The following is a 14,251-nucleotide window of genomic DNA, read 5'->3' as shown; positions in this document are numbered from 1 at the left end:
TTATTTCATCGGTATCGATGCGTATTGATCCACGGCGGCAAGGTCAATTTCCGCGTAGGCATGGACGACAACATCGGCTTTTTGCAATTTTTCCGGATCATAAGTGGTGGTAATCGCGATACAGCACATCCCGGCGCTTTTTGCCGCATCAATCCCATGCGGCGCATCTTCGATCACGACGCAGTTTTCCGGCGCTGAGCCAAGCTGCTGCGCGGCGTACAAAAAAATATCCGGATTCGGTTTGGAGCGGTAACCGACTTTGTCGAGCGTATAGATTCTGTTTTCAAACAGCGCCGAAAGATGGAGGTGCCGATCGACGAGTTGCAGCAAATCCTGATCCATCGCGGTTGCGACGCAGGTTTTGTAGCCGCTGCGCACGGATTCGTAAAACGGCAGAAAACCTTCGATAAAAGCCGTTTCATGAATAAAAAGTTCGCGCACGATATCCGCGCGCTCGCGCGCCAAAGCTTCGGTATCGCCGTCAAACCCGTATGCTTGCTTCATGACTTCCACGCCTTCGGCCAGCGTGCGCCCGGTAAGCAAAGGTTTGATCCGTTCCCGGTCGTAGACAAAACCCCGGCGTTGCAGAAAAATCGCCTGCCCCTTGTCCCAGATTGTTTCGGTATCGATGACGATGCCTTCCGCATCGAAAATGATGGTATCAATCATGGCACCGTTCTCACATTACAGTCGTTCATGCAGCGCAGCTCATCGTTTGTTTTCTATTTATCCTTTTTCAATAAACCGCCGACGCTGCCGAATAGCTCGCTGAAGGTTTTCTCGCCGATGGAACCGTATGCCAGCAGCGCCGCCAGCATCATCACGACAAAGAAACTGAATTCGAGCAAGCCGAATTTATCGTTGAGCATCAGATAAAAACCCAGTCCCGACAGCAAAGTCACGAAACCGATAATGACAGGGCCGGCTCTCAAGCCGCCGGATTCGGTTCGGGATTCGGGCGTGCGCGCAGGGAGATCGGGATATTCAGCGCCAGCGTGTTTCTGCATCACCGCCAAAGCCGACAATGCTTTTGCCGTGGCCCAGGAAAATAACCGCGGCCCGTAAAAAGCGCCGGTGCTTTCATCGATCTTATCCTTGAGGCTGTGCATGGCTTCGTGCGCCAATGCGCTCTTTTTGTCGTCGATGCTTTCCGATCCCAGCAACAGCTTCATCAATAAGGTATCGGCCATCACCATGAACCCATAACCGCCGGTTTGGTCATCCGTAATCTGGGTTTGGTCAATCTCCACCCATTCTTCCCGCAGCCGGATGGCTTTATCTGGGTTGCGCAACAGCCATTCGATCGCTTGTTTCTCCTGCTCCGGATACCGGCTCAAGTTATTGGCGCGGGCAATTTGCAATACCAGCGCGGCATGGATGGTATGAATGCCTTGCAACGGCCCCGGCACGCCGAAGGAGCCGCGCACTTCATCCCCGCCATCATGATAGTAAGCCTCCACCAGATGTTGCAGGCTCTCCTGAATCTGCGTCTGATAAGCGCCGGGGTAGGCATCGTAGGCATCGAGCAAGGCGTTCAGCGCAAAACACGTGGGCATCAGCGCATCGGGTTTACCCCGGGCATAACTCCAGCCTTTAGTGCTTTCATTTCTGCGCCCCAGCAGCCAAACCAATGCCATGCGTACCGGGTGCTCGTCGACTCCCTTGCCCGCTTTGATCAACGCCTGAATCGCATAGGCCGTGCGCACCAAATCCGGAATATCGATAGTTTTACCGTCATCCGTGGTTAATTCCCGTGGCCATGAACCGGCATCCGGGCCATCCATGATCTGATGCTTCAGCAAAAAATCGGCCGCGCCGCGGATCGAGCCGGTACCGGCATGACAAACGCCGCTGTCGATCAGCGCGATCATCGCCTCGGCGGTATTCAGCACATTGACATGGCCGCCGCGCCGTTCGCCCCATCCTCTGGATTCTTTATCCTGTTGCTGCTCCAGCCAATGGCCCGCATGATTGATAATTTCAGTAATCCGAGTCATGGAATTCCCCTTTCAATTTCTTAGCCCCCGGTATGTCCGGGCGCGCGCATGAAGTTATTGCCGGAATAATGCCAACCCACCAATTTGCAGTATGGCAGGATGTGCGGATGCTGGGAAGTAGATCGCGCGAGCGATAATTTTTACAGAAAATGGTATGAAATGACAAAATAGCGGTTTGTGCAGGCTCACCGAACCTTCTGGATTAACGGCGGAGTATGAAAAAAACCGGTTGGACACTCATTATCGCTATGCTGGCATTGGCTGCATACCTCGGCTTATGGCCGGTACCGGTAGAACCGGTGAGCTGGCAAGCGCCTGCCGCACCGGGGTATACCGGTGTACATGCGGTAAACAACAAGCTTGCCGGTATCCAGTTGATCGATCTGGACGATGAAACCGGGCCGGAGCATGTCGCGTTGTCGCAAGACGGTAAACTCTACGCCGCAATGGCCAGCGGTAACATTCTGCATATGAATCCCGATGGTACGGCGCAAACGGTGTTCGTCAACACCGGAGGCCGCGTGCTGGGCTTTGACTTCGATGCCACCGGTAACCTGATCGCAGCCGATGCGATCAAAGGCTTGCTATCCATGGGGCCGGATCGCGCCGTCACGGTTCTGGCCGATCGAGTCAATGGCGCTCCGATCCGCTATGCCAACGCCGTAGCGGTCGCGGCCAACGGCAAAATCTACTTCAGCGATGCCTCAACACGCTTTGCGCCCGCGCACTGGGGCGGGACCTTCACGGCTAGCATCCTCGATATCATGGAGCAATCGTCCACCGGGCGCGTTCTGGAATACGATCCCGCCAGAAAAACGGCGCGCATCGTCGCAACAGAGTTCAGCTTTGCCAATGGCATCGCGCTGTCCGAGGACCAACGCTCGTTATTCGTCTGCGAGACCGGCAAGTTCCGGGTGTGGAAGATCGATGTATCCGCCAGCAATCTCGATGTTACGCACAGTTCGCCGCTGGCCAGCGTATTAATCGACAATCTGCCCGGCTACCCCGACAACCTGATGCGCGGGCTTGACGGCAAGATCTGGCTCGGCTTCGCCAAGCCGCGCAATCCGGTGATCGACGCCATGAGCGATATACCATTGCTGCGCAAAATCACGCTGCGCCTGCCGCGTGCGCTATGGCCGGTACCTAAGGCTTATGGTCATGTGATCGCATTTACCGAAGATGGAAAAGTAGTCGCCGATCTGCAAGACCCGGCGGGCGCTTATCCCGAAACCACCGCAGTCACCGAAACACGCGAGCGGCTGTACATCCAAAGCCTGCATGCAAAAGGACTGGGCTGGCTGGCGCGCGAAGAATAGAAGAAACTTAACATCAGCGCGCTAAAGCATAACGGCGGTACTCGCAGTTACCGATGTGAATGTCACGCAACTGCGCATCCGCAATGCCACCTTCAAAATAGGCGACAAATACCCGCAGCGTTTCTTCGTGCGCCACCACCAGCAATGTCTCATCTGGCTGCACTTTTAACCAATCGATGAAACGCAGCACGCGCTGCTTGTGATCGAGCAGCGACTCGCCGCCGTTCACGCGCGCGCCGAGCGGATCATGACGAATCGCCGCAAAATAATCCGCGACCGGTTTGCTCTCAAACCCTGAGCAAATATCCGCAAGATCCGCGTGCACCTCGATTGGCACGGTATGGTAGCGATTGACGATTTCCGCCGTCTGGCGCGTGCGCGGCAACGGCGAAACGATGATGCGATCGAATGCCGCAGCGCGCAGCTCATGCGCCGCCGATTGCGCTTGTACGATGCCTGTCTCGGTTAAATGCACATCCTGACCGGGATCGTCGTTACACAATCCCAGGTCGTTGTAATTCGTGCGCCCATGGCGCATGCAGTAAAAATTCATACACCATCTACAAAAAATTTATATCATCGATGACACTTACATAAAACATTTTATCTCTATCCTATTAGAGAGTAGTATGGAATGCGCAGTTAAATGATTTTTCACAACAAAGGAGTAAGATGATGGGCTCAATCAATCAAGTTAAGCAATATTTCCATTCTTCTTTAATTGCACTATCTCTCGGCGCTATCGCACTGTCCCCAGTGTCAGCAGCGGCAGAAACTTTTGGTAGCACCACGGACACATTGCTTCGTGGCAGTGTCGGCGGCAGTTTTCCAGGGGAATTTTATGGCGGCTCTTTGTTTGGCAGCTTTCCTGTTGTACTGACTGAAGCCGATGCGCGCAGCTCAGTATTGGGAGCGCCGGATGATCGATTTTTATCGCTGCCGGGCGAGCCTGGCGTTTCGGGCACAGCTTTCACCGGTGCTTATATTGAAGTAGGCTTCGGTTCCAATTTTAGCGCGAACAACATACTCAAAATCTGGGAAACCGGAGATAACGCCGAAAGCGCGCAACTATTTCTCTGGACTGACAATGGCGGCAATATCCAACCGACCGTTACTACCAATGCAGCCGGCGTAATCACGCTGGATTTATCCGGTTATGCGGGTATCCTGGCTGGAATGGGGGCTACGGCATTTACCAAAGTTGGCATCGGCGGCCTTGACGTACTGGGCGCCAGCCAAGGATTCGATCTCGATGCGATCTCGATCACACCGGTACCGGAACCTTCCACCTACGCGCTCTTGCTGGCTGGTATTGCAGTGCTCGGCTGGAATGCGCGCCGCAATAAAATCAGTTGATTCTCTAGCGTTAAATGCACTGACTCCGCAGCTTAGCTGCGGAGTCAGCGAATCGAATCAATTTTCTTGAACGGAATAACCCCGCCTAGCTGAGTACAGATTGTAAAACACGCCTCCGTTACGGCCTTTTAGCCATTTGAATTCGCAACGTTGTTGGCGGTAGCGTCATACAAGCTTCCAGAAGCATATTTATGAATAATACTGGCGATTAAGGATTGATAAGGCATACCTTCTTCCAAGGCGTTTTTTTGAATGCTTACGCAGCTCCCCTTCAACAAATTTCGAGTTTGAGTTTATTGATTAATCCAAAAGCTAAGATTCAAGGCCTAAAGGGGATAGTAGATGCTCTAACCTTATGCGCAAGCGGGCAACTAGCTAAGTCAAGCATACGGCGGAATGATTGTACCGATAATTCGGAAGATATGGATGGTCCCAGTAGGATACGATCCGTTAGAGTTGCGATATTAAAATCTGGTAGTAAATTAGAAGTTTTACTAAATTCAGAAAGCTTTAACTTTAATTTTGGGTGTACACCCTGAGCAGTGATTGAATAACTTAAAAATGGAGAAAAAATAAATTCTGGATCATTTTCTTTTATATATACGAGCCTCCACTCCCGTTCTTCTGAAAAACCCTTATGCTTCGTGAACAAGGAAAACATTAAAAGTCTCTCAAACCAAATTTGAGCTACAGACTCAAAGACCTTTTTGGATTTTGGGAGCTGAATTATTAAATCAGCCAAGGCATTTATTTTCTTTTCTATCCAAGAAATCCTCTCGCTTTGAGTAGCATAGTGAACTCTACCAATCGAAAGTGGAATATGCTCAACTGCATTAATTTTCGAAGTATCAATCACCAGAGCAGCACCGCTTCCAATTTCGCCGTACCCACGCCACATTGAGAGAAGTCCGTCTGCATCAGTGAGATCATGCTCAGAAAAACACAGGATGTACGTATCAATAGCATGATCATTGGCGAATCTATGAAATATTTTATCGAAAGCTTGCATAAGAGCGCTGTGCATTGCAGTTGATCCACAAGCATTCGCAATTAATGGATTCGTTCGAAAGCTATCAGCTCCTGTATTCATACCAAATCGAAGCTCTTCCCAATCATTCATAAACAAAGGATTAGAAAGCCAAAGCTCATTACTGTTGATGATCTTTTCAATCGTCGATATTGAAGTATAGTGAGCAAGAAGCGGCCTTTGATCTGGATAATCTTTGGAATTATCATAATCATCCCATAAGGTTTTTCTTATTAAATCATCATTTTCTTCCAAAAATCACCTCTCGTTACTCATCGCGCGAACCGTTGTAGCTCGCCAATTAAATCACCGTCCATGCTATGACGATGGCTTATAATTACCCCGCCTTTCCATCCACCCTAGCACGCCAGTAAATCGGCGCAAACTTAACCGCCCATAGTCCAAAACACGTCAACCATACCAGCCCCGCCAGCACATAGAACATCGGTGCGATCGCCGGGATGATATCGGCCAGTATCCGGATCACTGCGGTTGCTTGGAAACCCAAAAATAGCAGCCAGGTGAAGCGGTCGAGTTCCAGTGGCCGTCCGGAGTGGCCGAGGGTGACGCGCGAGGCCATGGCGAGAATCATGCCGGAGAAGAAGCCGATGCCGATGGCGTGCAACGGCGCAAGACCGAACAGCAGGCTGCCGGAGGCGAAATACACCAGACTTTGCAAAGCGTACAGCAGCATCGCCACACCGAACCAGGCGAACGAGACATGCAACACAGCCAGCAGGCTGACTTGGAAGCTGCGCATAAATCCCCAGCGGTACGATAAATACAGCGCGCAAGCAGCCAGCGGGAAATCAACAATCCACAGGTAGGCGGTGAATTCCAGCCATTGCAGGCAGCCGTGCGCGGCGATGCAGGCGAGCATCAGCCACAGCATCCAGAACGGCCGCACCATTTCGTAATTGTCGAGCACGCGGCTGGAGAAAAACGGGATCATGCGATGCGACACCGTCAGCACGATTGGCAGCAGGAAAAACCAGATACCGGCATGGCGGGCAAAATTCAGTATCACGACACTGTCAGTCACCAGCCAGACCAAATACGCCGCCACACCGAGCCAGCCCATCAACAGCGCGACGCTGGTGACTCTGGCGTGACGCTTGTCTTGCGCCGGTGTCGTGAGCAGGATGCGAAACAGCACGTAAACGGCGATGCTCCATCCGGCCAGCATCAGTTCCACACCGGTAATGCTGACAACTTTGTGCGTCAGCAGACCAACATAAAACAGCACCACGCCCGCCGCCATCAATGCGCAGGTAGCGATATATTCTTGCGGTTTTACCTTTTCGCCGTTCATCCAGTTGGGATACGTGGTGAACAGGAAACCGAAAATAAAAAACGGGAAAAAGCCATAGATCATCAGGAATGCGTGCGCCCAGGTCGGGGCGATGCTCCAAGTAGTCATCGATCCGGCGATGCCGTAACGCCCGGTCAAGTCGAATACCCACCATAATACCGTCAGTACGCCTTGCAACGCGCCTGCCAGAAAGAAGCTGCGATGTGGCGCAGCGGCAAGATGATCGCGAACAGTTTGCAGCATAGTCATTGGGAGTCCTCGCAAAATGGTTTTTCTATCATGGATCTAACTATCTCTTTCATTATCCAATACAATTATTTCTCTTCAATCGGGTTATTTGCTATCATGCGTGTCCCGCATTGCGCAACGAATTTACATGCTCAATATTGATCTGCATTGTCACTCCACCATTTCCGATGGTGTGTTATCACCCGCTCAACTGGTTGAGCGCGCCGCCTTGCGTGGCGTCGAAACGCTGGCGTTGACCGATCACGACGATATCGCCGGACTCGCGGAAGCGCGGCAGGCCGCCGAAACGAAAAGTATCACATTTATAAACGGCGTGGAAATATCCGTCAGCTGGCGCGGCCGCACGTTGCATATCGTCGGGCTGGATATTGATCCGGGTTATGCGCCGCTGGTTGCAGGTTTGACCGCCGTTCGCGCCGGACGCACCCAACGCGCCGAAAACATTGCCGCGGAGCTGGCAAAAACCGGCATCCACGGCAGTCTGGAAGGCGCTTATGCCTATGTCGGCGTACGCCGGTTGATCGGACGCACGCACTTTGCGCGTTTTCTGGTTGAACAAGGGTATGCCAAGGATGTTAAGTCGGTATTCAAAAAATATCTGGTCAAAGGCAAACCCGGGTATGCGCCGCACGAATGGGCCACGCTCAGCGATGCAGTCGGCTGGATTTCCGGCAGCGGCGGCCACGCCGTGATTGCACATCCGGGCCGCTACGATCTGGGCAAGAATGTGCTCAGCGATTTGCTCGACGAATTTTGCGCACTCGGCGGATCAGGCATCGAAGTGGTTACATCCAGTCACACCTTGGAGCAAGCGCAGCGGTTTTCCCAACATGCCAAAGACAGAAATCTGCTGGCTTCGTGCGGTTCGGATTTTCACGGACCGGGGGAAAGCCATTTCGATCTGGGGCAGTTACCTGAATTCCCGCTTGGCTGCACCCCGGTCTGGCAGCATTGGAAAAATACGATCACAGCCGAGCTTGCGTATTGATGGTTTGATGTGAAATTCAAATAATCCCGATACCGTTTCACAGTGGCCCAATTTTTCTCCATTCACACCGACACCCCGCATTTACGCTTGATCAAGCAAGCGGTCGCCATCGTGCGCAGCGGCGGAATCATCGTGTATCCGACCGATTCATGCTATGCCTTGGGCTGCCATCTCGGCGATAAAGACGCGATGACGCGCATTCGCACCATCCGGGAGGTGGATGAACGACATCATTTCACCTTGGTATGCCGCAACTTGGCGGAAATTTCCACCTATGCCAAGGTCGACAACAGTCAATATCGCCTGCTCAAAGCCACGACACCCGGCAGCTACACCTTCATTTTGCAAGCAACCCGCGAAGTGCCGCGCCGCATGCAACACCCGAAACGCAATACCATCGGCCTGCGCATTCCCGATCATCCGGTGGTGCTGGCGCTGCTGGAAGAACTGGGCGAGCCCTTGCTCAGCTCCACCTTGATATTGCCCGGAGACGAGCTGCCGCTGAACGATGCGGAGGAAATCCGCGAGCGCCTGGAGCATCAGGTTGAACTGGTAATGGACGCCGGTTCCTGCGGTATCGACATGACCACGGTGATCGATCTGACGACCGCCGTGCCGGAACTAATCCGGCCCGGTAAAGGCAGCCTCGAACCGTTTGGAATCGAGCATGGATGAGATTATTCAAGGCATTGCCATTTATGCCTTGCCGGTCATTCTGGCCATCACCATGCATGAAGCGGCACACGGCTATATCGCCAAAAAATTCGGCGATCTCACGGCTTTTAACGCCGGTCGCATCAGCCTTAACCCGGCACGGCACATCGATCCTGTCGGTACGATCATAGTACCGCTGTCGTTATTTGTTCTCAGCAAGCTGACTGTCGGCGCGGGATTTTTATTTGGCTGGGCCAAGCCGGTACCGGTTAATTTCGCCAATTTGCGCCACCCGAAGCACGATATGCTGTGGGTCGCCGCAGCCGGACCCGGCGCCAACCTGCTGATGGCGATTTTCTGGGCGCTGATGATCAAACTAGCCATTGCCATGCCGGAAAGCAGTTTTGCTAAGCCTCTGGCGTTGATGGGGATTGCGGGAATTAAAATCAATGTGATTTTGATGGTGCTTAATCTGCTACCGCTGCCGCCGTTGGACGGCGGCCGCATGGCCATGAGTTTACTGCCGCGTCGTTGGGCTTATCAATTTTCACGGATTGAGCCTTATGGCTTTATGATATTACTGGTATTGTTATTCAGCGGACTACTGGAAACCGTGGTCGGACCGGTTATTCTATGGATTAAAATTATCATCGCGTCAATTTTCGGTTTATACATTTAACAACAACTTACATTTGGAATATCAACATGTTTGCTGATCGCGTTTTATCAGGCATGCGCCCCACCGGCAGCCTGCATTTAGGACATTATCACGGCGTATTAAAGAATTGGGTGAAGTTGCAGCAGCAATACGAATGCCTGTTTTTCGTCGCCGATTGGCATGCCTTGACAACGCATTACGACACGCCGGAAATCATCGAGCAGAATGTCTGGGATATGGTGATCGACTGGCTGGCTGCGGGTGTTGATCCGTCGCAGGCAATTTTATTTATTCAATCGAAGGTCCCTGCACATGCCGAGTTGTATTTGTTGCTGTCGATGATGACCCCGCTCGGCTGGCTGGAACGCGTGCCAACTTATAAAGACCAGCAGGAAAAATTATCCGAGAAGGATCTCAGTACCTACGGTTTCCTTGGTTATCCGCTGCTGCAAAGCGCGGATATTCTGATTTATCGCGCCAACCGGGTTCCGGTCGGTGAAGACCAAGCGCCGCACCTGGAATTTACGCGCGAAATCTCCCGCCGTTTCAACCATATTTATGGCAAGGAACCCGGTTTTGAAGAAAAAGCGGAATCGGCGATCAAAAAACTGGGCTCCAAGAAATCCAAACTGTATACCGAACTTCGCAATCTGTATCAAGAGCAGGGCGATGAGCATGCGCTGGAAGAAGCCCGGTCGCTACTGAACGAACAGCAGAATTTGAGCCTGGGTGACCGCGAACGTTTGTTCGGTTACCTGGAAGGCGGTGGCAAAATGATTTTGACCGAGCCGGAAACATTGCTGACCGAAGCGTCCAGAATGCCGGGGTTGGATGGGCAAAAAATGTCCAAGTCGTATAACAACACCATCAGCCTGCGCGAAGATCCGGAAAGCATCCGCAAAAAAGTCCGCACCATGCCGACCGATCCGGCGCGCGTACGGCGCAGCGATCCGGGCGATCCCGCCAAATGTCCGGTATGGCAATTCCACCTGGTGTATTCCGATGACAAAACCCGCGAATGGGTGCAGCGAGGATGCAAGAACGCTGAAATCGGCTGCCTGGATTGCAAAACACCGGTGATTGACAAAATTCTCGCGGAACAAGCTCCTATGTATGAGCGCATCAAAAAATACGAAGAAGATCCGACGCTGGTGCGTAATATCATCGCGGACGGCTGCGAAAAAGCCAACAAGCTGGCGGAAGAAACCATGCGCGACATCCGCGAAGCGATGGGGCTCAGTTATTCCTGATGTGTTTTCACACTGCCTGAAACAGTGAATCTGGTTATTGAAGCTGTCGAACCCCAGCCGGTCGCCAAAATCTGCGGCGAGCCGCTGCTGGAAATTCCGCAGGATTTGTATATCCCGCCGGATGCACTGGAAGTTTTTCTGGATACCTTCCAAGGCCCGCTGGATTTACTGTTGTATCTGATCCGCAAGCACAATCTGAATATTCTCGATATTCCGATGGCCGAGCTTACGCAGCAATACATGACTTACGTCGAAATGATGCGTGTGGATCAACTGGAATTGGCGGCCGAATATCTGCTGATGACCGCGCTGCTGATCGAAATCAAATCGCGCATGCTGTTGCCCAATCCCAAGACGGCTGTGGAGGAAGAACACGATCCGCGCGCCGAGCTGGTGCGGCGTTTGCTGGAGTACGAGCAAATGAAAACAGCCGCGCTGCGCTTGAATCAATTACCGCAAGCCGAGCGCGATTTCAGCATCATTCAAGTGCGGATAGAACAAAAACGGACTGAGCAATTACCCCATATCAATATGGACGATTTGCGTAACGCCTGGGCAGCTATTCTGACGCGCGCCAAAGTCAACCGCCACCATCACATCAAACGCGAAACCCTATCCGTGCGTGCTTATATGAGCCAAGTACTGCGCGATTTGCGCGGACTTGAGCAGGTTGAATTTTACGATTTGTTCAGCCCTCTGGCCACCGTCGCCGAAGTCGTCGTCACTTTCCTGGCTATTCTGGAATTGGCCAAGGAGTTGTTGCTGGAAATCTCTCAATCTCCCGATAGCGGAATGATTTATGTCCGTTCGATCAATGCAGCCTGAGTATAGCCAGCCTGAAGTACAGGATTCGCTCAACCCTGCAAAAACCAGGCAAATTCTGGAGGCCGCCTTGCTTACAGCGCAAGAGCCTTTACCGGTCAGCGAATTACGGAAATTATTCAATGACGAGTTAAGTGCTGCGGTCTTGGCGAATTTATTGGAGGAAGTCCGCGAACAATGGCGCGATAGCGGCATAGAACTGGTCACTGTCGCCAGCGGCTGGCGCTTTCAGACCAAAGCGGAAGTGCAACCGTATTTGGAACGCTTGACGCCGCAAAAAGCGCCGCGTTATTCGCGCGCGATTCTGGAAACGCTCGCGATCATCGCTTACCGCCAGCCGGTGACTCGTGGCGATATCGAAGAAATACGCGGTGTCGGTGTTTCCAGCGCCATACTCAAAACACTCCTGGCACGTGGCTGGATTGAAGCAGTCGGACACCGCAATGTGCCCGGAAAACCGGAACTATTTGCAACCACAACGCATTTTCTCGACGACTTGAATCTGCGCTCGATTGAAGAACTGCCGCCGCTGGAAGAGATGAAATCCTTGCTTGAATCCGGCGGAGAAAATGAGCATCTGCCGTTGGAACAACCGGAGGAATCCGGTCATTGAGATTTTGCCGCGCGCTGCACTTCGATGAGCTCCGGTGTGAGATGCGGCGCGATCACTTGCAGCAAGTGCCCGAATATCTTGGGGTTTCCGGCAATTATCTGACCGCTTTCCAATTGTGTTTCATTGCCTTCCAAATCACCGACCAGCCCGCCTGCTTCGGTAATCAGCAAACATCCGGCCGCCATGTCCCACGGCGCTAAACCGATTTCCCAGAAACCATCGTAACGGCCGCACGCGACATACGCCAAATCCAATGCGGCAGAGCCCGGACGGCGGATGCCCGCAATGCGCGGCACGAGATCTTTCAACATGGCAAAATACGCATCGATGTGAGTCAAATCACGAAACGGCAAGCCCGTTCCGATCAGGCAATCGTCCAGCTTGGTGCGTTTAGCGACGCGAATGCGGCGATCGTTCAGAAAGGCGCCGCATCCCCGGCTGGCAGTAAATAATTCATTATTCGTCGGATCGTAAACCACTGCATGACTCAATGCACCTTTATGCTTGAGCGCGATGGAAACCGAGTACTTCGGAAAACCGTGCAAGAAATTGGTCGTGCCATCCAGAGGATCGATAATCCACTGATATTCTGAATTTTTATGATCTCCGCGGTGCCCACTTTCTTCCGCCAGAATCGCATGATCGGGATAAGCGGTTTGCAGCACCTTGATAATGGCTTCCTCAGCCGCGCCATCGACCTCGCTGACATAATCGCTGTGCGATTTTTTCGATACATTGAGTAGATCCAGATTTTGCGATGCCTGATTGATAATACTACCGGCACGGCGCGCGGCTTTCACCGCGATGGTCAGCATGGGATGCATAGTGTTGATTCAGAAATTACAGGAAGCGGGATTTTATTATGAATCCAACTTACTTGCTTGATTTTATAGTGCTGCGGATTGCCTAATAAAATGAATTGAATTTATTTCAGAATGACAAACCAGGATATAAAAAACCCGCACTTCAATGCGAAGTGCGGGCTTCTTGAGAACTAAAGCTTTATGACTTAAGCACCGATACGACGACGTGCTGAGAAGCCAATCAAACCTAAACCAGCCAGCAACATTGCATAGGTTTCTGGTTCTGGAACAGCCAGGATGTACTCATAGCCGAAAGAAACAGATTGACCATTAGCAATAGCACCTAGATCATAAGCTAAGTTGATTGAGCTATCTGCAAAGCCGTAACTACCGATACCCTGACCAGCGGATAAAATGACAGCAGGATCGACCGGGCTGCAGCAGCTAAACGGATCAACATATCCAGCAATGCTAAATGCCGATGCGCTGGTGGTGTTAGCCAGTGTCAGCGACCATCCATCCAGACTTGTCGCTCTTACAGCAGCAGAACCTGCTAGCCCCAGGATGTCATTTGTTGTGCCGAATCCGAGACCGGCTGGAACGCCTTGATCTGGGTCAAGGCCAACGCCCCATTGAACACCAGTAGCATCTGATCCGGTATTGTTGGTCAGATTAATGGTTACTGCAACATGACCACTGGTAGCACCCGATGATGGAATACTGATCGTTTCGGTCAAAGACCAACCGCTGCCGCCACCGCCAAGATTGGTAACGACTGATATGCTACCGGCGATCGGTCCAAAAGCTACGGTAGCTAATGGGTTGTTACCCAATACTTCATCGGCAACCGCAACCGATCCGCCATTGGCATTCAATGACCAGTTAGATGCAAATGTACCGAGGTTAACAAACTCTCTTCCCGCAAAACTTAAACCAACAGGACCGCCAGAATAGAAATAACCCGCATCGTCAATGGTAGCTGAAGTTAAACCAGAGGTAATCGTGGTTGGTGCAGCTTGAGCTGCGGTAACGAATGCACTGCACAAAGCTAGTGCTACAGCTTTTGAAATATGGCTCTTTAGTTCGAATTTCATAATTATTACTTGTAAGAAATCTCAGGGTTGTTTACAGAGAGGTTGATAGAAATAAGCGTTGAGTATTTCATAAGGAGTGGCATTACTCAAACTCTTATGTGGCTTCACA

General features: G+C 51.9%; 15 protein-coding genes. 8 read left to right on the top strand and 7 right to left on the bottom strand.

What is annotated here, in order from left to right; genetic code table 11:
- Nucleotides 1–669, bottom strand: coding sequence for an HAD family hydrolase (locus tag ABD07_RS12110; RefSeq protein WP_160818494.1), 669 nt, complete (start codon nucleotides 667–669; stop codon nucleotides 1–3).
- Between the two features lie 53 nt (nucleotides 670–722).
- A complete protein-coding gene (locus tag ABD07_RS12105; protein WP_160818493.1) occupies nucleotides 723–1,997 on the bottom strand; it encodes a prenyltransferase/squalene oxidase repeat-containing protein in 1,275 nt (424 codons plus the stop codon).
- A 215-nt stretch (nucleotides 1,998–2,212) separates the two neighbouring features.
- On the opposite strand from ABD07_RS12105, the gene ABD07_RS12100 reads away from it, so the two are divergent.
- A complete protein-coding gene (locus tag ABD07_RS12100) occupies nucleotides 2,213–3,316 on the top strand; it encodes an SMP-30/gluconolactonase/LRE family protein (protein WP_160818492.1) in 1,104 nt (367 codons plus the stop codon).
- Between the two features lie 13 nt (nucleotides 3,317–3,329).
- Here ABD07_RS12100 and ABD07_RS12095 read toward each other — a convergent pair whose 3' ends face one another.
- Nucleotides 3,330–3,854, bottom strand: coding sequence for a histidine phosphatase family protein (locus ABD07_RS12095; RefSeq protein WP_160818491.1), 525 nt, complete (start codon nucleotides 3,852–3,854; stop codon nucleotides 3,330–3,332).
- Between the two features lie 134 nt (nucleotides 3,855–3,988).
- On the opposite strand from ABD07_RS12095, the gene ABD07_RS12090 reads away from it, so the two are divergent.
- Nucleotides 3,989–4,672, top strand: a complete 684-nt coding sequence (locus ABD07_RS12090; protein WP_160818490.1) for a PEP-CTERM sorting domain-containing protein — start codon at nucleotides 3,989–3,991, stop codon at nucleotides 4,670–4,672.
- 319 nt (nucleotides 4,673–4,991) lie between these two features.
- Here ABD07_RS12090 and ABD07_RS12085 read toward each other — a convergent pair whose 3' ends face one another.
- Entirely contained in the window at nucleotides 4,992–5,954 is a 963-nt protein-coding gene (locus tag ABD07_RS12085; protein ID WP_160818489.1) for a DUF2971 domain-containing protein, read from the bottom strand.
- 82 nt (nucleotides 5,955–6,036) lie between these two features.
- Complete coding sequence (locus tag ABD07_RS12080) at nucleotides 6,037–7,260, bottom strand: NnrS family protein (protein WP_160818488.1); 1,224 nt, start codon at nucleotides 7,258–7,260, stop codon at nucleotides 6,037–6,039.
- 127 nt (nucleotides 7,261–7,387) lie between these two features.
- On the opposite strand from ABD07_RS12080, the gene ABD07_RS12075 reads away from it, so the two are divergent.
- Genes ABD07_RS12075 through scpB form a run of 6 tightly spaced genes read left to right on the top strand, consistent with a single transcriptional unit; the run spans nucleotide 7,388 to nucleotide 12,245 of the window.
- Complete coding sequence (locus ABD07_RS12075) at nucleotides 7,388–8,248, top strand: 3',5'-nucleoside bisphosphate phosphatase (protein WP_160818487.1); 861 nt, start codon at nucleotides 7,388–7,390, stop codon at nucleotides 8,246–8,248.
- 42 nt (nucleotides 8,249–8,290) lie between these two features.
- Nucleotides 8,291–8,923, top strand: coding sequence for an L-threonylcarbamoyladenylate synthase (locus tag ABD07_RS12070; protein ID WP_108699757.1), 633 nt, complete (start codon nucleotides 8,291–8,293; stop codon nucleotides 8,921–8,923).
- On the top strand, nucleotides 8,916–9,581 hold the full coding sequence (locus ABD07_RS12065) for a site-2 protease family protein (RefSeq protein WP_160818486.1): 666 nt from the start codon (nucleotides 8,916–8,918) through the stop codon (nucleotides 9,579–9,581). The genes ABD07_RS12070 and ABD07_RS12065 overlap by 8 nt, the downstream gene beginning before the upstream one ends.
- 26 nt (nucleotides 9,582–9,607) lie before the next feature.
- A complete protein-coding gene (locus ABD07_RS12060) occupies nucleotides 9,608–10,810 on the top strand; it encodes a tryptophan--tRNA ligase (RefSeq protein ID WP_160818485.1) in 1,203 nt (400 codons plus the stop codon).
- A 24-nt stretch (nucleotides 10,811–10,834) separates the two neighbouring features.
- Nucleotides 10,835–11,635 (top strand): segregation/condensation protein A, encoded by an 801-nt coding sequence (locus ABD07_RS12055; RefSeq protein WP_160818484.1) that lies wholly within the window; start codon nucleotides 10,835–10,837, stop codon nucleotides 11,633–11,635.
- Nucleotides 11,610–12,245, top strand: a complete 636-nt coding sequence (scpB, locus tag ABD07_RS12050; protein ID WP_240142543.1) for an SMC-Scp complex subunit ScpB — start codon at nucleotides 11,610–11,612, stop codon at nucleotides 12,243–12,245. The genes ABD07_RS12055 and scpB overlap by 26 nt, the downstream gene beginning before the upstream one ends.
- Here the strand turns inward: scpB and ABD07_RS12045 are convergent.
- Entirely contained in the window at nucleotides 12,239–13,069 is an 831-nt protein-coding gene (locus ABD07_RS12045) for an inositol monophosphatase family protein (protein WP_160818483.1), read from the bottom strand. The two genes, scpB and ABD07_RS12045, sit on opposite strands and share 7 nt — an antisense overlap.
- A gap of 185 nt (nucleotides 13,070–13,254) precedes the next feature.
- Nucleotides 13,255–14,142 (bottom strand): PEP-CTERM sorting domain-containing protein, encoded by an 888-nt coding sequence (locus ABD07_RS15065; RefSeq protein WP_160818482.1) that lies wholly within the window; start codon nucleotides 14,140–14,142, stop codon nucleotides 13,255–13,257.
- Nucleotides 14,143–14,251: the final 109 nt, after the last annotated feature.

The sequence above is a fragment of the Nitrosomonas oligotropha genome (genome assembly GCF_009833085.1).
GTDB classification, from domain to species: domain Bacteria; phylum Pseudomonadota; class Gammaproteobacteria; order Burkholderiales; family Nitrosomonadaceae; genus Nitrosomonas; species Nitrosomonas oligotropha.
This window is presented reverse-complemented; position numbering and strand designations above follow the sequence as displayed.